At 72.6% G+C, this 19248-nt stretch carries 19 protein-coding genes; 16 read left to right on the top strand and 3 right to left on the bottom strand.

The genetic code is table 11. The features are described 5' to 3' along the window. The first annotated feature begins 54 nt into the window (after nucleotides 1–54). The 14 genes from rplU (at nucleotide 55) to ACIBZJ_RS13870 (ending at nucleotide 12644) form a co-directional block, all read left to right on the top strand. The gene (gene rplU, locus ACIBZJ_RS13935; RefSeq protein WP_395929250.1) at nucleotides 55–381 is read left to right on the top strand and encodes a 50S ribosomal protein L21; all 327 of its coding nucleotides are present in this window, start codon (nucleotides 55–57) and stop codon (nucleotides 379–381) included. 11 nt (nucleotides 382–392) lie between these two features. After that, entirely contained in the window at nucleotides 393–650 is a 258-nt protein-coding gene (rpmA, locus tag ACIBZJ_RS13930) for a 50S ribosomal protein L27 (RefSeq protein ID WP_395929248.1), read from the top strand. A gap of 185 nt (nucleotides 651–835) precedes the next feature. Next, complete coding sequence (gene obgE / locus ACIBZJ_RS13925) at nucleotides 836–2287, top strand: GTPase ObgE (RefSeq protein ID WP_395929246.1); 1452 nt, start codon at nucleotides 836–838, stop codon at nucleotides 2285–2287. Further along, nucleotides 2284–3381 carry a glutamate 5-kinase gene (proB, locus tag ACIBZJ_RS13920; RefSeq protein WP_395929244.1) on the top strand — a complete coding sequence of 366 codons (1098 nt, stop codon included), beginning with the start codon at nucleotides 2284–2286 and terminating at the stop codon, nucleotides 3379–3381. The genes obgE and proB overlap by 4 nt, the downstream gene beginning before the upstream one ends. A gap of 42 nt (nucleotides 3382–3423) precedes the next feature. After that, on the top strand, nucleotides 3424–4689 hold the full coding sequence (locus ACIBZJ_RS13915) for a glutamate-5-semialdehyde dehydrogenase (RefSeq protein WP_395929242.1): 1266 nt from the start codon (nucleotides 3424–3426) through the stop codon (nucleotides 4687–4689). Nucleotides 4690–4743: 54 nt separating this feature from the next. Further along, nucleotides 4744–5337, top strand: coding sequence for a nicotinate-nucleotide adenylyltransferase (gene nadD, locus ACIBZJ_RS13910; protein ID WP_395929240.1), 594 nt, complete (start codon nucleotides 4744–4746; stop codon nucleotides 5335–5337). A 132-nt stretch (nucleotides 5338–5469) separates the two neighbouring features. Further along, nucleotides 5470–5712 carry a hypothetical protein gene (locus tag ACIBZJ_RS13905; RefSeq protein WP_395929238.1) on the top strand — a complete coding sequence of 81 codons (243 nt, stop codon included), beginning with the start codon at nucleotides 5470–5472 and terminating at the stop codon, nucleotides 5710–5712. A gap of 131 nt (nucleotides 5713–5843) precedes the next feature. Further along, nucleotides 5844–6239, top strand: coding sequence for a ribosome silencing factor (gene rsfS, locus ACIBZJ_RS13900; protein ID WP_395929236.1), 396 nt, complete (start codon nucleotides 5844–5846; stop codon nucleotides 6237–6239). Continuing rightward, a complete protein-coding gene (locus tag ACIBZJ_RS13895) occupies nucleotides 6236–6931 on the top strand; it encodes a histidine phosphatase family protein (RefSeq protein ID WP_395929234.1) in 696 nt (231 codons plus the stop codon). The genes rsfS and ACIBZJ_RS13895 overlap by 4 nt, the downstream gene beginning before the upstream one ends. Nucleotides 6932–6984: 53 nt before the next feature. Then, complete coding sequence (locus ACIBZJ_RS13890; protein WP_395929232.1) at nucleotides 6985–7836, top strand: DegV family protein; 852 nt, start codon at nucleotides 6985–6987, stop codon at nucleotides 7834–7836. Nucleotides 7837–7940: 104 nt separating this feature from the next. Beyond that, nucleotides 7941–8696, top strand: coding sequence for a ComEA family DNA-binding protein (locus ACIBZJ_RS13885; protein WP_395929230.1), 756 nt, complete (start codon nucleotides 7941–7943; stop codon nucleotides 8694–8696). Next, complete coding sequence (locus ACIBZJ_RS13880) at nucleotides 8693–11116, top strand: ComEC/Rec2 family competence protein (RefSeq protein ID WP_395929228.1); 2424 nt, start codon at nucleotides 8693–8695, stop codon at nucleotides 11114–11116. The genes ACIBZJ_RS13885 and ACIBZJ_RS13880 overlap by 4 nt, the downstream gene beginning before the upstream one ends. A 101-nt stretch (nucleotides 11117–11217) precedes the next feature. Then, nucleotides 11218–12213 (top strand): DNA polymerase III subunit delta, encoded by a 996-nt coding sequence (holA, locus tag ACIBZJ_RS13875; protein WP_395929226.1) that lies wholly within the window; start codon nucleotides 11218–11220, stop codon nucleotides 12211–12213. Then, a complete protein-coding gene (locus ACIBZJ_RS13870) occupies nucleotides 12210–12644 on the top strand; it encodes a hypothetical protein (RefSeq protein WP_395929224.1) in 435 nt (144 codons plus the stop codon). Before holA ends, ACIBZJ_RS13870 begins: the two co-directional genes overlap by 4 nt. A 96-nt stretch (nucleotides 12645–12740) precedes the next feature. Here the strand turns inward: ACIBZJ_RS13870 and rpsT are convergent, their stop codons facing one another. Beyond that, nucleotides 12741–13001: a 30S ribosomal protein S20 gene (rpsT, locus tag ACIBZJ_RS13865; RefSeq protein ID WP_395929222.1), complete on the bottom strand. Its 261-nt coding sequence runs from the start codon at nucleotides 12999–13001 to the stop codon at nucleotides 12741–12743. Between the two features lie 329 nt (nucleotides 13002–13330). Here rpsT and lepA point away from each other — a divergent pair, with 329 nt between their 5' ends. Then, on the top strand, nucleotides 13331–15175 hold the full coding sequence (gene lepA, locus ACIBZJ_RS13860) for a translation elongation factor 4 (protein ID WP_395929220.1): 1845 nt from the start codon (nucleotides 13331–13333) through the stop codon (nucleotides 15173–15175). A 65-nt stretch (nucleotides 15176–15240) separates the two neighbouring features. On the opposite strand, the gene ACIBZJ_RS13855 is transcribed toward lepA, so the two are convergent. Further along, complete coding sequence (locus tag ACIBZJ_RS13855) at nucleotides 15241–17688, bottom strand: FtsX-like permease family protein (RefSeq protein ID WP_395929218.1); 2448 nt, start codon at nucleotides 17686–17688, stop codon at nucleotides 15241–15243. Then, the gene (locus tag ACIBZJ_RS13850; protein WP_395929216.1) at nucleotides 17688–18434 is read right to left on the bottom strand and encodes an ABC transporter ATP-binding protein; all 747 of its coding nucleotides are present in this window, start codon (nucleotides 18432–18434) and stop codon (nucleotides 17688–17690) included. The genes ACIBZJ_RS13855 and ACIBZJ_RS13850 overlap by 1 nt, the downstream gene beginning before the upstream one ends. 107 nt (nucleotides 18435–18541) lie before the next feature. Here ACIBZJ_RS13850 and ung point away from each other — a divergent pair, with 107 nt between their 5' ends. Next, the gene (ung, locus tag ACIBZJ_RS13845; protein WP_395929214.1) at nucleotides 18542–19219 is read left to right on the top strand and encodes a uracil-DNA glycosylase; all 678 of its coding nucleotides are present in this window, start codon (nucleotides 18542–18544) and stop codon (nucleotides 19217–19219) included. Nucleotides 19220–19248 lie beyond the last annotated feature (29 nt).

The following is a 19248-nucleotide window of genomic DNA, read 5'->3' as shown; positions in this document are numbered from 1 at the left end:
ACACGCACGCAGTCAGATCATTGTCTTCCAGAGCAGTCAGGAGACCCGCGTCTCATGTACGCCATCGTCAAGACCGGCGGCAAGCAGTACAAGGTGGCGGTCGGCGACGTCGTCGAGGTCGAGAAGATCACGGGCGCGCCCGGTGACGCGATCACCCTGCCGGCTCTGCTGGTAGTCGACGGTGAAGGTGACGACGTCAACGTCACCCACGAGGCGGCCAAGCTTGCGGCCTTCACGATCTCCGGCGAGGTCGTGGCCCACACCAAGGGCCCCAAGATCAAGATCCACAAGTACAAGAACAAGACCGGTTACCACAAGCGTCAGGGTCACCGTCAGCCGTTGACCCAGATCAAGGTCACCGGGATCGAGAGCGGGAAGTAGGGCTTAGCGACATGGCACACAAGAAGGGCGCATCGTCCTCCCGTAACGGGCGCGACTCCGCCGCCCAGCGGCTGGGTGTGAAGCGCTTCGGCGGTCAGGTCGTGAAGGCCGGCGAGATCATCGTCCGCCAGCGCGGCACCCACTTCCACCCGGGCGACCTCGTCGGCCGCGGTGGCGACGACACGCTGTTCGCGCTGGCACCGGGCGCGGTGACGTTCGGCACCAGGCGCGGTCGCAAGACGATCAGCATCGTCCCGGCGGAGGCCTGAGCCCGCCGGGTAACGACAGTCGAAGGCGGGTCGGGGTGTCTCCCGGCCCGCCTTCGTCGTGTGCGGGCGGGGCCGTCCGGCGGTGGTCGCGGCTCGGCGTCAAGACAGGAACAGCACGCCGGAATCGGCGGTTGTTGTGGAAAGACCCGGCCGGAACGGCCGGTCAAACAGACTGAGGAGTCACCGTGGCGACGTTCGTCGACCGAGTGGTGCTGCACGTCACCGCCGGTGATGGCGGCCACGGATGTGCCTCCGTGCACCGTGAGAAGTTCAAGCCGCTCGGCGGTCCCGACGGCGGCAACGGCGGCAAGGGCGGCGACGTCGTCCTGGTGGTGGACCCGGGCGTGCACACGCTGCTGGACTTCCACTACCGCCCGCACGCCAAGGCTACCAACGGACGCCCGGGCATGGGCGCCAACCGCTACGGCGCGAACGGCGACGACCTGGAGCTGAAGGTCCCCGACGGCACGGTCGTGCACGGTGAGGACGGCGAGGTCCTCGCTGACCTGACCGGCGCCGGCACGCGGTTCGTCGTCGCGCACGGCGGTCACGGCGGCCTCGGCAACGCGGCGCTGGCCACCGCCAAGCGCAAGGCGCCGGGCTTCGCACTGCTCGGCGAGCCGGGTGACACCCAGGACGTCGTGCTCGAGCTGAAGAGCGTCGCCGACGTCGGCCTGGTCGGGTTCCCGAGCGCGGGCAAGTCGTCGCTGATCGCGGTCGTGTCCGCGGCGCGGCCGAAGATCGCCGACTACCCGTTCACGACGCTGGTCCCGAACCTGGGCGTGGTGACCGCGGGCGAGACCGTGTTCACGATGGCCGACGTCCCCGGGCTGATTCCGGGTGCGGCCACCGGTCGCGGGCTCGGCCTGGAGTTCCTCCGGCACATCGAGCGGACGGCCGTGCTGGTGCACGTCGTCGACACCGCGACCGAGGAGCCGGGCCGCGACCCGGTGGCTGACATCGACGCCCTGGAAGCGGAACTGTCGGCCTACGGCGGGCTGGAGGACCGGCCGCGGCTGGTCGTGCTGAACAAGGTCGACGTGCCGCACGGGCGCGAGCTCGCGGAGATCATCCGTCCGGACCTGGACGCCCGGGGTTACCAGGTGTTCGAGATCTCGACCGTGACGCGGGAAGGGCTCAAGCCGCTGCTGTTCGCGCTGGCCGCGATCGTGGAGGAAGAGCGGGCCCGGCGCGGTGCGCCGGATCCGACGCGGATCGTGCTGCGGCCGGTCGCCGTCGACGAGACGCCGTTCTCGGTCACACCTGACGACGAGGGCGGCTACGTCGTGCGCGGCGTGAAGCCGGAGCGCTGGGTGCGCCAGACCGACTTCCAGAACGACGAGGCCGTCGGTTACCTCGCCGACCGGCTGGCCAAGCTGGGCGTCGAGATGGAACTGGCCAAGGTCGGCGCGAGTGCCGGCGACGCGGTGACGATCGGCGGCGTGACGTTCGACTGGGAGCCGACGCTCGGTGGCGCGGCCGAGGTGCTGCTCACCCGTCGTGGTGAAGACCCGCGGCTGGCGCTGAGTGACCGGCCCGGTGCGTCCGACCGGCTGCTCGCGCGCCGTCGTCGTCGGGGTCAGGACCCGGACGCGGGCGGCGAGCGGGGGGCCTACGACTACGGCGACGATCGATGAGGTCGGCGATCGCCGGTGCGGAGCGGATCGTCGTCAAGATCGGGTCGTCGTCGCTGACCGACCGTGGCCGCGGGCTGCTGCCGGACCGGATCGACGCGCTGGTGGACGTCCTCGCCGAGCGGCGTAAGGCGGGGGCGCAGGTCGTGCTGGTCTCGTCCGGGGCGATCGCCGCGGGGCTGGCTCCGCTGGGGCTGGCCCGGCGGCCTCGCGATCTGGCGACCCAGCAGGCCAGTGCCAGCGTCGGGCAGATGCTGCTGGTGACGCGGTACGCGGCGTCGTTCGAGCGGTACGGCCTGACGGTCGGGCAGGTGCTGCTGACCGCGGACGACCTGATCCGGCGGGCGCACTACCGGAACGCGAACCGGAACTTCGAACGGCTGCTGGATCTGGGCATCGTGCCGATCGTCAACGAGAACGACGCGGTGGCGACCGACGAGATCCGGTTCGGTGACAACGACCGGCTCGCCGCGCTGGTCGCGCACCTGCTGCGCGCGGACGCGCTGGTGCTGTTGTCGGACGTCGACGGGCTCTACGACGGGGATCCCCGTCGTCCCGGTGCGCGGCTGGTACCGGTGGTGCTGTCGTCGGACGACCTTTCCGACGTGGTGGCCGGCACCACCGGGGCGTCGGGCGTGGGCACCGGCGGCATGGCCAGCAAGGTGGCGGCGGCCCAGGTCGCCACGTCGGCCGGCGTGCACGTCGTGCTGACGTCGGCGGGCCACGCGGCGGGGGCGCTCGCCGGTGAGGACGTCGGGACGTACTTCGCGCCGACCGGCCGGCGGCTGCCGACCCGGCTGCTGTGGCTGCGGCACGCGACGACGCCACGGGGCCGGTTGACGCTGGACGAGGGTGCCGTTTCCGCGGTGGTCTCGCGCCGGGCGTCGTTGCTCTCGGTGGGCGTCACCGGAGTGTCCGGAGACTTCGTGGCCGGGGATCCGGTGGATCTGGTGTCGACGGAGGGGGTCGCGGTCGCGCGGGGGCTGGTCGCCTACGACGCGTCGGAGCTGCCGCCGCTGCTGGGCAAGTCGACCGACGCGGTCTCGGCGAAGTACCGCCGGGAGGTCGTGCACCGGGACGATCTCGCGCTGCTCTGAAGATTGTTGAACAATCTTGGGACCGGGGATAGGTTGTCTGACATGACTACCGAGCAGGAGGTCCGCGAGGTCGCGGGCCGGGCGCGCGTGGCGGCGGCGGAGCTGGCTCCGTTCACCAGGGCCGAGAAGGACGCGGCTCTGTACGCGATGGCGGATGCGCTGGTGGCCGCGTCGGCTTCGATTCTGGCGGCCAACGAGCGCGATCTCGCGGCCGGTCGGGAGGCCGGGCTGGCGTCGGGGATGCTCGACCGGCTGGCCCTGTCGGAGGCGCGGATCGAGGGAATGGCGCAGGGGCTGCGCGACGTGGCGGCCCTGCCCGACCCGATCGGTGAGGTCGTGCGGGGCTACACGCTGCCGAACGGCCTCGAAGTGCGGCAGATCCGGGTGCCGCTGGGCGTCATCGGCATCATCTACGAGGCGCGGCCGAACGTCACGGTGGACGCGGCCGGGCTCTGCGTCAAGAGTGGCAACGCGGTGCTGCTCCGCGGCTCGGCGTCCGCCCATCACTCGAACGTCGCCCTGGTCGCGGTGCTGTCGGAAGCAGCCGCGAAGGCCGGCTTGCCCGCCGACGCGATCCAGCTGGTGCCGGGGGTCGACCGCGAGTCGGTCACCCACTTGATGCGGGCGCGCGGCCTGGTCGACGTGATCATTCCGCGCGGTGGCGCGGGGCTGATCAGGAACGTCGTCGAGAACTCGATCGTGCCGGTGATCGAGACCGGGGCCGGGAACTGCCACGTGTACGTGGACGCCGCCGCCGACCTGGAGATGGCGACCGCGATCACGCTGAACTCGAAGGTGCAGCGGCCGAGCGTGTGCAACGCGGCCGAGACGCTGCTGGTGCACGCGTCGGTGGCGCCGTCGTTCCTGCCGGTGGTCGCGGCGGCCCTGCACGAGGCCGGGGTGACCCTGCACGTGGACTCGGCGTCGGCCGGGTTCGTGGCGGCCGGCGACCTGACCGTTCCGGCGACCGACGCGGACTGGGAGACCGAGTACAACTCGCTCGACCTCGCGGTGCGGGTCGTCGACACGGTCGACGACGCCGTGGCGCACATCCGGCGGTGGGGAAGCGGGCACACCGAGGCGATCGTGTCCGGTGACGTCCGGGCGGTCCGGCGGTTCAGCTCGCGGCTGGACTCGGCCGCGGTGATGGTCAACGCGTCCACCCGGTTCACCGACGGGGGCGAGTTCGGGTTCGGCGCGGAGATCGGGATCTCGACGCAGAAACTGCACGCGCGCGGGCCGATGGGGCTGCCGGAAATGACCAGCACCACCTACCTCGTGACGGGCGACGGACACGTGCGTCAGTAGTGACGCGGCTCCCAGTTCGTGGGGGCTTCGTGGTCGAGATGCGAAGATTTACCGATGAGCTCTTCCCGGCGCATTGGGATCATGGGTGGCACGTTCGACCCGATTCATCACGGTCACCTGGTCGCGGCGAGCGAAGTCGGCAGCCTCTTCGGACTGGACGAGGTCGTGTTCGTCCCGACCGGGAATCCGTGGCAGAAGGAAGACTCCACGGTCAGCCCGGCCGAGGACCGGTACCTGATGACGGTGATCGCGACCGCGTCCAACCCTAGGTTCTCGGTCAGCCGGGTGGACGTCGACCGGCCCGGCCCGACGTACACGATCGACACGTTGCGGGACTTGGTCGCCGCGTGGGGCACCGACGTCGAGCTGTTCTTCATCACCGGTGCGGACGCGCTGTCGGCGATCCTCTCCTGGAAGGACGTCGACGAGCTGTTCGAGCTGGCGCACTTCATCGGCGTGACCCGGCCCGGGTACACGTTGTCGGACGAGCACCTGCCGCGGGACACCGTGACGCTGGTCGACGTGCCGGCGATGGCGATCTCGTCCAGCGGATGCCGGGACCGGGTCCGGGCGGGACTGCCGGTCTGGTACCTGGTGCCCGACGGGGTGGTCCAGTACATCGAGAAACGGCGTCTGTACCGGCCGTGAAATCTCTTGTGGATGTTTCACCCGCAGTTATCAGCGGGAACTGACACGTCGAGCCATCAGAGCTCGAGTCGCGTCGAGAGCGTCTTCAGAGAGAAGGGCGTGTCGGAAATGCGGAGTGCTAGTCGAGCCGTGATGGCGATCACCGTCACCTTGGTGCTGGTGATCTGCCTGGGAATCCTTTTCGTGCTGGCCAACGCGAATCAGACGAACATGATCGTCGACTTCGTGATGGACATCGGGCGGTGGCTGACCACGCCGTTCCAGAATCTGTTCTGGATGCGGAATCGCGACCAGGCGATCCTCGTCAACTGGGGGATCGCGGCGGTCGTCTACCTGTTCGTCGGATCGGCGCTGGCCAAGCTCGCGCGGCGCTGAATCTTCCCGAAATGGGGCACCCGGGTATATCGGGTGCCCCATTTCGTGCGCCCGAGGTCTCCGGATGGGCTCTCACGCCGGGACGTGAGAGGCTGGTAGGCGGTAATTGCCAGTGACAGAAAGGGGCCGCCGTGGCCGTCTCCGCCCGCGCGAACGAGTTGGCGCTCGCCGCTGCCCAAGCCGCCTCCGACAAGCTCGCCGCTGACATCGTGGTTCTCGACGTCAGCGAGCAACTCGTCATCACCGACGCGTTCGTCATCGCGTCGGCGCCGAACGAGCGTCAGGTGTCGGCCATCGTCGACTCGGTGGAGGAGAAGCTGCTAAGCCTCGGGGCCAAGCCGGTTCGCCGTGAGGGTGAGCGCGAGGGCCGCTGGGTGCTGCTCGACTACGTCGACATCGTGGTGCACGTGCAGCACGCCGAGGAGCGCTCGTTCTACTCGCTGGAACGGCTCTGGAAGGACTGTCCGCCGATCCCGTTCGTGGACGCGGCGCTGGCGGCGCGGGGCGAGAGCGGTCAGCCGCAGTGACGGCACGGCGTGTGCTGGTCTGGCGCCACGGCCGCACCGAGTGGAACGCCACCGGCCGGATCCAGGGCCAGACCGACGTCCCGCTCGACCCGACCGGCGTGCAGCAGGCGCTGCAGGCCGCGCCGCTGCTCGCGGCCGAAGGACCGGACGCGATCGTCTCCAGCGACCTGGAGCGGGCCAAGCGCACCGCGGACGCGCTGGGTGCGCTGACCGGGCTTCCGGTGAGCGTCGACGTCCGCCTGCGCGAGACCGGGTTCGGTCCGTGGGAGGGGCTCTCCCACACCGAGCTCGAACAGGGCTGGCCGGCCGAGTACGCGGTCTGGAAACGCGGTCAGACGCCGGACGTCCCGGGGATCGAGCGGCCGGCTGACGTCGTGGCCCGGATGGGGGCCGCGATCTCGGACGCACTCGGGCTCGTGGACGGGACGCTCGTCGTCGTGTGCCACGGCGGTGCGGCCCGGCGGGCCGTGCAGGCGCTGACCGGGTGGCCGGACGAGGTGGCGGCGCAGGTGTCGGCACTGGGTAACTGCCGGTGGACGGAGCTGCGGCTGTCGTCGACGCGGGGCTGGCGGCTGCACGCGCACAACGTGGGGCCGATGACTGGCGTGGCGGCGAACGACGAGCCGTCGACGGCCGCGGACGCGGAACCGGCCACCGACGAGGAGCTGACGTCGTCCCCGACGAGTCGCTGAGGGACTTTTCGGGCGCTTCGGCATCTGCGCCGGATGCGGGTTAGGGTTCGCGCATGGCTGCCCGCGTCGCCGTCGTCACGGACTCCACATCAGACGTTCCGCGGGAGCTGGTCACCCGGTACGACATCACGGTGGTGCCCACGTTCGTCACGATCGGTGACGTGACCGGGCGGGAGGGCGTCGACATCAGCTCCGCCGACGTCGCGGTGGCGTTGAAGCAGGGCCGCGGACCGGTGACGACGTCCCGGGCCACGCCGCACTCGCTGGGCGAGGCGTACCGGGCGGCGTTCTCGCGGGGGTACGACGCGGTGGTGTCGATCCACCTGTCGGCGGCGCTGTCGGGCACGTACGAGGCCGCGCTGCTGGCGGCCGCGTCGGCGCCGGGGCCGGTGCTGGTGGTGGACTCCCGGTCGATCGCGATGGGGCTGGGCGCGGCGGTGCTCGAAGCGGCCGGGGCCGCCCAGTCCGGTGGCTCGCCGGAGCAGGTCCGCGACGCCGCGCTGGACGCCGTGCACCGCACGTCGCTGCTGTTCTACGTGGACACGCTGGAGCACCTGCGGCGCGGCGGGCGGATCAGCGCGGCCGCCGCCCTGATCGGGACGACGCTGTCGGTGAAGCCGATTCTGCGTCTGCACGACGGTCAGATCGTGATCGCGGAGCGGGTGCGGACGTCGCAGCGGGCGCTGGCGAAGCTGCAGGAGCTCGCGGTCGAGGCCGCGGGCTCGCGGGGCGCCGACTTGATCGTGCAGCACCTGGCCGCACCCGAGCGGGCCGACGCGTTGCGGGAGCAGCTGTTCGTGCGGATACCGCGGATCGGGCGGGTGCTGACCGGGGAGGTCGGCGCGACGGTGGGGGCGCACGTGGGGCCGGGGCTGGTCGGCGTGGCGGTGACCAGGCACCGGTAGCAGGTGCGGGGCCCGGCCGGGGGATTTCCACCGGTGGGGGCGTTGTCCACAGCGCCGTTCCGGCGGGGTCGGTGGGAGGCCGGCGGCGCTTACGGTCTGCGCTCATGGGACGCCGGAAGGCCGCTGGAGACGAGTCGATCGCGAGGTCGAGGCTGGGTGCGCTCGCGCCTTCGTCCGGCGGGGAGGCGGGTTTCGAGCCGGGTTTCGAGCCGGGGTGGCGGCGGTGGGTGCCGGCCGGAGTGCGGGACGCGGCGGTGGGGCCGGGCCGCCGGGGGCTGGCGGTGCTCGCGGTCGTCGGGATGGTCGTCGCGGTGCTGGCCGGGGTGGTGGCGTGGCGGGGCCGTCCCGCGTCGGAGCCGGTGGCGGCTGCCTCGGTGGTGGCTGAGCCGGGGCCCGTGCCGGGGGAGACGTCCCCCTCGGGCACGGCGTCGCCGGTGGTGGCAGTGGTCGCGGTGGCCGGGAAGGTGCGGCGGCCGGGGCTGGTCCGGTTGCCTCCCGGTTCCCGCGTGGCCGACGCGGTGGACGCGGCCGGGGGAGCGCTGCCGGGGGCGGATCTGAGCACGCTGAACCTGGCCCGGAAGGTGGTCGACGGCGAGCTGATCGCGGTGGGGGCGCCGGTACCGGCGGGTGCGGACGGGACGGCTGCGGCGCCCGGCCCGGGGGCGGACGGCCCGCTCGATCTGAACACCGCGACCGCTGCGCAGTTCGACGGTCTGCCCGGGGTCGGCCCGGTGCTCGCGGAGCGGATCGTCGCGTACCGCACCGAGCACGGCGGCTTCCGATCGGTGGACCAGCTGCGCGAGGTGGACGGAATCGGCGACAGCCGCTTCGAGAAGCTCCGCGAACTGGTGCGGGTGTGAACGGCGACGCGCCGGCGGTGGCGCCGGGGAGGTCGCCGGCGGATCTGCGGCTCGCCGGGCCGGCGTCCGGGGCGTGGCTCACCGTCTGGTGGTGCCTGGGCCACGGCCCACGGGCCACCGTTCTCGTCGCGGCGATCGCGGCGGTGGTCGCCGCTGTCGCCGCCCTCTGCGGGCTACGAACCACCCGTGCGGCCCGTGCCACCCGTGCGGCCCGTGCCACCCGTGGCTCCCGGCGGGCCCGCGGCGCGGCGGTGTGGTTCGGGGTGGCGGCCGTCGCCCTCGGTTCAGCCCTCGGCGCCGTGGGGGCGGCTCCCCGCATCCTGGAGCGGGATTCCGGCGCCGTGGCCCACGCGCTTCCCCGCGGCGGGCCGGTCACCGTCCGGCTCGTGGTGAAGGACGACCCCACGGCGGCCGACGGGCGGGTGGGCGGGCTCCCCGTGTGGGTCGTGCCCGCCACGGTCGAGTTCCTGACGGTGGGCCACGCCCGGTACCCGACCGGCGGGCGGATCCTGGTGCTCGGGCAGGACCCGGCCTGGGAGGGGCTCCTCCCGGGCCAGCGGGTCACCGCCGAGGGCCGTCTGCTGCCTCCCCGGCGTCGCGACCTCACGGCCGCGGTACTGCGCACCACGGCCGCCCCGCGGCGGCACGGCGACCCGCCTTGGATCCAGCGTGCCGCCGGGTCGCTCCGCGCGGGCCTGCGCGAGGCCTGCGCGCCTCTGCCCGGCAAGCCCGGCGGCCTCCTGCCCGGCCTCGTCGTCGGCGACACCTCCGAGCTCGACCCCGCCGTCGAAGACGCGTTCCGCCGGACCGGCCTGACCCACCTCACCGCGGTCAGCGGCGCGAACCTCGCGATTCTGGCCGGTCTCGTGCTCGCCGCGCTGCAGCGGCTCCGCGCCGGGCCGGTCCGGTCGGCCGGCCTGGCCGCGCTGGCGATCGCCGGTTTCGTGATCCTGGCCCGGCCGTCGCCGAGCGTCGTCCGGGCGGCGGCGATGTGCGGGCTCGGGCTGCTCGCACTGGCGCTCGGCCGCCCCCGGGCCGCGATCCCGGCGCTCTGCGTCTCGATCCTGGTGCTGGTCCTCCTCGACCCGGCTCTCGCGGCCGCGCCCGGGTTCGCGCTCTCGGTCGCGGCGACGGCCGGCCTGCTGCTGATCGCCCCGTCCTGGTCGGCGGCGCTGCAGCGCCGGGGCGTCCCCGGTTTGGCCGCGGACGCCCTGGCGGTGCCGTCCGCCGCCCAGGCCGCGTGCGCACCGCTGCTGGCGGCGCTCACCGGCACGGTCAGCCTCACCGCGATCCCGGCGAACCTGATCGCCGCGCCCGCGGTCGGGCCGGCCACCGTGCTCGGCCTCCTCGCCGCCGTGACCGCTCCGGTGGTGGCACCGATCGCCGTCGTTCTGGCCTGGCTCGGTCAGTGGCCGGCCCGGTGGCTCGTCCTGGTCGCCGAGCGGGGAGCCGCGGTGCCCGACGGGCTGATCCCGTGGCCGGACGGCGCTACCGGCGGTTGGGCGCTCGCGGTCCTGATCGCGGCCGGGGCGTTCGCCGCCCGCTGGCAGTGGCCCCGGCGTCTGATCGCGGTCGTCGGCGCGGCGGCCGTGGTCGCCGTACTCCCGCTGCGGGTGATCGCGCCGGGCTGGCCGCCGCCGGGCTGGGTCGTGGTCGGCTGCGACGTCGGCCAGGGCGACGCGCTGGTGCTCCGGGCCGGTCCGGGCGCAGCGGTCGTGGTGGACGTCGGGCCGGAGCCGGCGGCGGTGGACGGCTGCCTGCGGCGTCTGGGCGTCAACACCGTGCCGCTCCTGCTCCTGAGCCACCTGCACCTGGATCACATCGGCGGGCTCGACGGGGCACTGGCCGGCCGGGCGGTCGGTGCGATCGGGGTCGGCCCGTACACCGAACCGGCCGGGAACTACCAGGCGGTCGCCCGCTCCGCCCGCCGGTACGGCGTCCGGCTGACGTCGTTGACGGTGGGGGAGCGGCTGACCGCCGGAGCGGTCGCGCTGCGGGTGCTGGGACCGGTCCGGGTGCTGCACGGGACGCGGTCGGATCCGAACAACAATTCGCTGATCGTCCGCGCGACGGTCGGACGGGTCTCGGTGCTGCTGCCCGGGGACGCCGAGCACGACGCCGAGCGGGCGCTGATGTCGACCGGCGAGCCGCTGGAGGCGGACGTGCTCAAGGTGCCGCACCACGGGTCGGCGTGGTCCGAGCCGTCGTTCCTGGACGCGGCGCGGCCGCGCGTCGCGTTGATCGAGGTCGGGATCGACAACGACTACGGGCACCCCGACCGGGACGTGGTCGTACATCTGGCCGCACGCGGTGCCCGGGTGCTGCGCACCGACCGCAGCGGCGACCTGGCGGTGATCGCCGGTCCCGGCGGATCGCTCCGTACGGCCACCCGCGGCGGCGTCGCCCCCGGCCACCGGTAGCGGCGGAAACCGCGGTGCCCACCTGGGCGGACGTGGTGCCGGACGCGGGAAGCGCGGGCGTGGGGCCGCAACTGTCGGCGCCGCGTGCAACGATGTGCGGCATGCCTGGCTCGGCTGCCCCCTCGCCCCCGGCCACCCTCGCGCCGCTCCACCTCGTCCTCGGTGACGAGAGCTTCCTCGCGGGTCGCGTGGTGGCCGACGTCGTCGCGCTCGCGCGGGCGACGGATCCGGAATGTGACGTTCGTGAGCTCGACCTCTCCTCGGTGACGCCGGGCGCGCTGTACGAGCTGTTCAGCCCGTCGCTGTTCGCCGAGGCCCGGGTGCTGATCGCCCGCGAGGCGCACACCGCGGGCAAAGACCTCGCCGCGGCGCTGCTGCAGCACGCCACCGCGCTGGCAAAGGATCCGAGCAGCGGCATCGTGCTGGTGGTCACCCACCTCGGCCAGGCCCGCGGAAAGGCCCTCAGCGACGGTCTGAAGAAGGCCGGTGCGGTGACGACGTCGGTCACCAGGCTCACCAAGCAGCGCGACAAGCTGACTTTCGTGCGCGACGAGATCCGGCGGGCCGGCGGCAAGGCGAGTGAGGAGGTCGCGTCGCTGATCCTCGACTCGGTCGGCTCCGACCTGCGCGAGCTCGCGTCGGTCTGCAGCCAGCTGGTGGCCGACACCGGCGGCCGGGTCGATCCCGACGCGGTGCGGCAGTACCACCGCGGGCGCGCGGACGTGAGTGGGTTCAACGTCGCCGACGCGGCGATGGTCGGCGACACGGCCGGGGCGCTCGAGGCGCTGCGCTGGGCGCTGCAGATCGGCGTCGACCCGGTGCCGATCGCCGACGCGCTGGCCGACGGGGTGCGCAGCGTGGCGCGGGTCACCGGTGCGCGGGGCAGCTCGTTCCAGCTCGCGAGCACGCTGGGAATGCCGCCGTGGAAGGTCGAGCGGGCCCAGCGGCAGGGGCGGGGCTGGTCACCGGCCGGTCTGGCGAGTGCCGCCAGAGCGGCCGCCACCGCGAACGCCGACGTCAAGGGGGGTGCGGACGACCGGAGCTACGCGCTGGAGCGGGCGGTGCTCGCGATCGTCTCGGCCCGGGAAACCCGGTGACGGCGCGGTTACCGTCGGGGCCCGACCGGCAAGACCTCCCGCGGCCGCTTTATGCCCGCGCGCTGCGCCTGCGGTATCTCGACCCGGGCAAGGTGCTGTGCGCGATGTTCTTCGAGGGCTCGATCGCGGTCGCGATGCTGCTGGCCTTCGCCGACCTGGTGAGCTGGTGGGGTGTGCTGGCCGGGCCGGTGACCGTGGCGGTGATGGTGAAGCTCAACGACGTCGTCGTCGGCCGTCTGCCCGACCCGCACGCGGCGAGGCGCCCGCGGGTGCGGGAAGCCGTACCGGCCCCGGTGGAGGACGCTAGGCCCAACGATGCCGGGCCCGACATCGCTGAGCCCGACATCGCGGCGCTCGGCGTGGTCAGGGTGACCGCACTCGACGAAGCGACCGTGCCGCTGCCCCGTCGGGACGAGGCCGCGGGCTCCTGAACCACCGCCGCGGGCTCCTGAACGACGGCCGCGGGCTCCTGAACGACAACGGCACCGCCCCCGGGGGACGGTGCCGTTCGTGCGTGGCGGGGTGGCTCAGAGAGCCGCGGCCCGCTTCGCCATGGCCGACTTCTTGTTCGCGGCCTGGTTCTTGTGGATGACGCCCTTGCTCTCCGCCTTGTCGAGCGCGCGGGACGCGTTGCGCAGCTCGGTCAGAGCCACGTCACGGTCGCCGGCGTCGGCTGCCGTGCGGAACTTGCGGATCGCCGTCTTGAGCGACGACTTGACGGCCTTGTTGCGCAGGCGCGCCTTCTCGTTCGTCTTGATGCGCTTGATCTGGGACTTGATGTTCGCCACGCGTAAGCCTCGGGTCTGGTCGTGTTTGGCTGGCAAGTACCGGCGATGGCGGGGTGCTCCACTACGAGCAGCGCACATCGCACCCACCGCGCGAATAGCCAGGCTACCAGGAGGCATCGGCCGCCGACAAAACGCGCACTCCCGCTCCCGGCCGAACGCGTGTGACCGCGCCCGCGGCTCCCGCCGCTCCCGGCCTCGCGGCGTGCGTGGGAGAATGGGGGTGCCGCAATCTCTGCGGCGCCGCCGGATGACGCGAGCGGCGCAACGGCGTGGCCGCCGGAGCGCGCCCGTCACCTGCCCACTTCGCCAGGAGAGAGAGGGACACGCGCGTGCCCCCGACGCCGCGGCCGGGATCCACCGACCCGAGCCTGATCCGCAACTTCTGCATCATCGCGCACATCGACCACGGCAAATCGACGCTGGCCGACCGCATGCTGCAGTTGACGGGCGTGGTCAACGAGCGGCAGATGCGTGCCCAGTACCTCGACCGGATGGACATCGAGCGCGAGCGCGGCATCACGATCAAGTCCCAGGCGGTCCGGCTCCCGTGGGAACTGGACGGAACCACCCACATCCTGAACATGATCGACACCCCCGGGCACGTCGACTTCACCTACGAGGTGTCCCGCAGCCTCGCCGCCTGTGAGGGTGCCGTCCTGCTGGTCGACGCTGCCCAGGGCATCGAGGCGCAGACGCTCGCGAACCTCTACCTGGCGCTCGAGAACGACCTGCACGTCATCCCGGTGCTCAACAAGATCGATCTGCCCGCCGCGCAGCCGGAGAAGTACGCCGAGGAGCTCGCGAAGCTCATCGGCTGCGAGCCCGAAGACTGCCTGAAGGTCTCCGGCAAGACCGGCGAGGGCGTCGAACACCTGCTCGACGAGATCGTCAAGCAGTTCCCGGCCCCGAAGGGCGACGCGAGCGCGCCGGCCCGCGCGATGATCTTCGACTCGGTCTACGACACCTACCGCGGCGTCGTCACCTACGTCCGGGTCATCGACGGTCAGCTGAGCTCCCGCGAGCGCATCAAGATGATGTCGACGGCCGCGACCCACGAGCTGCTCGAGCTCGGCGTGATCTCCCCCGAGCCGGTGCCGTCGGACGCGCTCGGTGTCGGCGAGGTCGGTTACCTGATCACCGGCGTGAAGGACGTCCGCCAGTCGAAGGTCGGTGACACGGTCACCAACAACGCGAAGCCGGCCACCCAGAGCCTGCCCGGCTACGCCGAGGCCAAGCCGATGGTGTTCTCCGGGCTCTACCCGATCGACGGTTCGGACTACCCGATCTTGCGCGAGGCGCTCGACAAGCTCCAGCTCAACGACGCCGCGCTGGCCTACGAGCCGGAGACCTCGGCCGCGCTGGGCTTCGGCTTCCGGGTCGGGTTCCTCGGCCTGCTGCACCTGGAGATCGTCCGGGAGCGGCTCGAGCGAGAGTTCGGGCTCGACCTGATCGCGACCGCGCCGAACGTCGTCTACCGCGTGGTCATGGAAGACAAGACCGAGCACATCGTGACGAACCCGTCGGAGTTCCCGCACGGGAAGATCGACGAGGTGTACGAGCCGATGGTGCGGGCCACCGTGCTGGCGCCGAGCGACTACATCGGCGCGATCATGGAGCTGTGCCAGTCCCGGCGCGGGACGCTGATGGGGATGGACTACCTGTCCGAAGACCGGGTCGAGCTGCGGTACACGCTGCCGCTGGCCGAGATCATCTTCGACTTCTTCGACCAGCTGAAGTCGCGTACCAAGGGCTACGCCAGCCTCGACTACGAGACCACCGGTGAGCAGGCCGCCGACCTGGTGAAGGTCGACATCCTGCTGCAGGGCGAGCAGGTCGACGCGTTCAGCGCGATCGTGCACAAGGACAAGGCCTACAACTACGGCACGACGATGGCCCAGAAGCTGCGCGAGCTGATCCCGCGGCAGCAGTTCGAGGTGCCGATCCAGGCCGCGATCGGTGCCCGGATCATCGCCCGCGAGAACATCAGGGCGATCCGCAAGGACGTGCTCGCGAAGTGCTACGGCGGCGACATCTCGCGGAAGCGGAAGCTGCTGGAGAAGCAGAAGGAGGGCAAGAAGCGGATGAAGATGGTCGGCCGCGTCGAGGTCCCTCAGGAGGCGTTCATCGCTGCTCTCTCCACCGGCGACGCCAGGGAAGGCGCCAAGAAGAGCTGAGGCCGCCGGCGGCTCCCCGCGGGCCTGGCCGGCGGCTTCCCGCCGGCCCGAGGCGCCGGCGGCCGTCACTCCGTCGCCAGCGACGACGTCGCCGGGCGGGCCAGCAGCGCCCTCGCCGGGATCGCGGTGGCCAGCAGCGCCAGCACGAGGCACACCCCCGCCGCCGCTCCCAGCGGTACCCACGGGATCGACGGCGTCGCCGACTCCACCATCTGACCCAACGCCCGGGCCAGGCCGAACAGGCTCAGCACGGTCGCGGCCACGGCCATCCCGGTACCGACGACCACGACCAGCGCCGCTTCCGCCACCACCACCCGCAGTCCCTGGCGCGGCGTCGCACCGGAGAGCCGCAGCAGCGCCAGCTCCCGGCGACGGTCGAACGTCGCCATCAGCAGCGTGTTGACGATCGCCAGCCCGGTGTAGAGCAGCGCGACGCCGAGCAGCGCCACCAGCGCGAGCTGGTTCCCCTCGTCGGTCGCCGCGCGGACCGAGTCCGCGTACGTCCCCCGGCCGACCGCCCGGGCGCCGAGCGGGGCGACCGCCGCCTCGACGGAGGAGGACGGGGCACCCCGGACGTACACCGCCGGGGCGGAGGCCGACGGATCGTGCGCGCGGACCGTCTCGATCGGCAGCAGCACGCTGGTGGACTGCAGCGAAGCGACCACCGCGACGACCCGCAGCGTGGACACGGCCCCGTCCGCGAACCGGACCGCTGTGGTGTCGCCGACGTGCAGGTCGGAGACGTCGGGGACGGTCATCGTGCCCGGCCGCAGGTCGGCCAGCGAGCCGGACACCACCGGCATCTCGAGCGTCCGGCTCAGCGTCGCCGGGTCGACGCCCAGCGCCTGGCCGGTGATCGAGTGGCTGGAGTCCTCGCTCGGACGGGCTTCCCAGAGGGTCGTCGACAGCGGTGCCGAGACGACCGCTCCCGGCACCGCCGCCGCCACCGCGGCCGGCACCTCGCCATCGACCCCGTCCGGCGCGCCGGTGCCGGTGCCGGCGTCGGCCGCGTCCGGTGCGGCGGCGGACGGCAGGACGATCACGTCCGCGATCAGGCGGTCGCGGAGGTCCGCGTCGGCGGCGTCGGAGACCGTGGCGATCGCCCCGATCATCGATCCGGCGATGCCGACCGTCACCAGCACCGGCGCGGCCGTGGACGCCACCCGGCGAACCGCCGTCAGCGCGCCCTGCCGCACGAGCAGCGGTTCGGCCTGACGCAACCGGGCCAGCGGCCACGACACCACCCGGATCACCGGCGGGATCAGCGCGGGCGCCAGCAGTGCGAACGCCACCACGAAGAGCTCACCGACGAACACCGTCATCGCGACCGCGCCCTCGCTGTCCACCTGCGACGCGGCCACGATCAACGCCGTCGCGCCGAGCAGGAACAGCAGCCCGAAGAACCAGCGGCCGAGCGTCATCGGACGCTTCTCGACGGCTGCGTCGCGCAGCGCCTCCACCGCGGGCACCCGGCCGGCCCGGCGCGCCGACGTCCATGCGCCGAGCAGGGTGACCACCAGGCCGACGCCGAACCCGATCGTCAGCGGCCAGAACCGCGCCACCGGCGAGAACGACGACGGCACCAGACCGGCCCGGTGCAGCAGCACGGTGTACAACCACGACAGCGGTATCCCGAGCAGTGACCCGAGCGCGGCCGCGAACCCGCCGACGTAGAACGCTTCCGCGTACACCATCCGCCGCACCTGCCGGGGGCGCGCGCCGACCAGCCGCATCAGCGCGAACTCCCGGCGTCGCTGGGACACCGCGAACGCGAACGTCGACGACACCACGAAGATCGCGACGAACCCGGCCAGCCCGGCCGAGATCCCGAGCAGCGCGCCGGCGTCGTCCAGTTGCTGACGATCCGCGCTCGGCTCGGCCAGCCGGCGCGCGTCCCCGGTCCGTACCGTCGCCTCCGGACCGAGGCTGCGCCGGACCGCGGCGGCCACCACGTCGACCGAGGCATCCGGCGCCACGAGGACCCCGACGGCGCGGACCGTTCCCCACCGGGCCGCGGTGCGGTCGGAGACGTAGAGGCCGGGCCGGTCGAGCAGGCCGGACACCCGCAGGTCGGCCGACCGGACCCGCACCGTCGCACCGACGGCGAGCCCGCGTTCGCGGCCGACGACGACCTCGCCGTCACCGGGAGCGCGGCCGGTCACCAGCGACGCACCGGCCAGCCGGGTGCTGGCCCAGCCCCGTCCGGCCCAGCCCCGTCCGGCGGAGAACACGACGTCGGGGATCGCCGCGCCCACTCCGGGCACCCGGGCCAGCCGCGCCGCCGCGTCCCGGGGTGGGGCCGGTGCCTCCACGTAGTCGTCCGTCGTCCGCGCGCCCTGGACGACGATCGGGGCCGCCGCGTAGTGCGTCAGCGGCTCCGAGACGCCGTCCAGGGCGCCGACGCCGGCCAGCAGTTCCGCCGCGCCGCTGATCAGCGCCGCACCCAGCGCCACCGCCACGAGGGTGCCGAGCAGTGAGACCCACCGCGTCCGCAGGGTCGTCAGCGCGAGCATCACGCCTCCAGGTGGGCGAGCCGGGCCGCGACCGCGTCGGCGGTGGGCGACAGGAGCTCGCCCACCACCCGCCCGTCGGCCAGGAACACGGCGCGGTCGGCGGAAGCGGCCGCGATCGGGTCGTGGGTGACCATCACGATCGTCTGGCGGTCGCGGTCGACGAGCCCGCGCAGCAGGGCCAGCACCTCGCGGGACGTCGTGCTGTCGAGCGCGCCGGTCGGCTCGTCGGCGAACAGCACCGCGGGCCGGGTGATCAGCGCGCGGGCGATCGCGACCCGCTGCTGCTGGCCACCGGAGAGCTCGCTCGGCCGGTGCCGGGCCCGCTCGGCGAGCCCGACGGCGGCCAGAGCCTCCCGCACCTGCCCGGAGGACGGACGACGGCCCGCCAGCCGTAGCGGCAGTTCGACGTTCTGCGCCGCGGTCAGCGACGGGAGCAGGTTGAACGACTGGAACACGAACCCGATCCGGTCACGTCGCAGCAGCGTGCGCTGGGTCTCGTTGAGTTTGTTCACTTTCACCCCGGCGACCTCGACCAGGCCCTCGGTCGGCGAGTCCAGCCCGGCCGCGCACTGCAGCAGCGTCGACTTGCCGGACCCGGAGGGGCCCATCACCGCGGTGAACGTGCCGGTCGGGAACGTGATCGTGACGCCGTCGAGGGCGGTGACCCGCTGACTCCGGCTGCCGTACTCCTTGCGGACGCCGTGCAGCGCGGCCGCGATGTCAGTGGTTCGGTCGGTGGCGAGCATGCGTCCAGCCAACCGTCCGAAGAGGCCGGAAACACCAGAGCAGACCGGAGGCCCACAGGTAGAGCCAGCTCCACCGAACTGTCGGACCGGCCCCCTAGGGTTCGACCATGCCTCTCGACCTGATCGCGTTGTTGCCCGAGCCGTGGCAGGCCGTTCTCGCGCCGTTCCTCGGCGACCTGAAACCCTTGGAGCAGTTCGTCGAGCGCGAGTACGCCGAGCAGACCGTGTACCCCCCGCTGGAAGACCTGTTCGCGGCGTACCGGCTGTGCGCCCCGGAAGACGTCAAGGTCCTGCTCCTCGGGCAAGACCCGTACCACGGGCCCGGCCAGGCCCACGGGCTCTGCTTCAGCGTCCGGAGCGGGACGCGGATTCCGCCGTCGCTGCGCAACGTCTTCAAGGAGATGGCGGCCGACGTCGGCACCGCGATGCCGGCCGGCGGCGAGCTCACGGCCTGGGGCGAGCAGGGCGTCCTGCTGCTCAACTCGGTGCTGACCGTGCGCCGGGGCAAGGCGGGCTCGCACGCGAACAAGGGCTGGGAAGAGTTCACCGACGCGACGATCCGGGCCGTCAACACGCTCGATCACCGGGTCGTCTACCTGCTCTGGGGCAGCTACGCCCGGAAGAAGGCCGAGCTGGTCACGAACCCCGCGCACGTGGTGCTCGAGGCCGGCCACCCGAGCCCGATGAACCCGCGTGGCTTTCTCGGTAGCCGCCCGTTCAGCGCCACGAACAAGGCCCTCACCGACGCCGGCCGGCCCGAGGTCGTCTGGGACCTCACCGAGTAGTCGTCCAGACCTCAACGAGTAGATCCAGC

The sequence above is a fragment of the Cryptosporangium sp. NPDC051539 genome (assembly GCF_044454545.1).
Classification (GTDB): Bacteria; Actinomycetota; Actinomycetes; order Mycobacteriales; family Cryptosporangiaceae; genus Cryptosporangium.
This window is presented reverse-complemented; position numbering and strand designations above follow the sequence as displayed.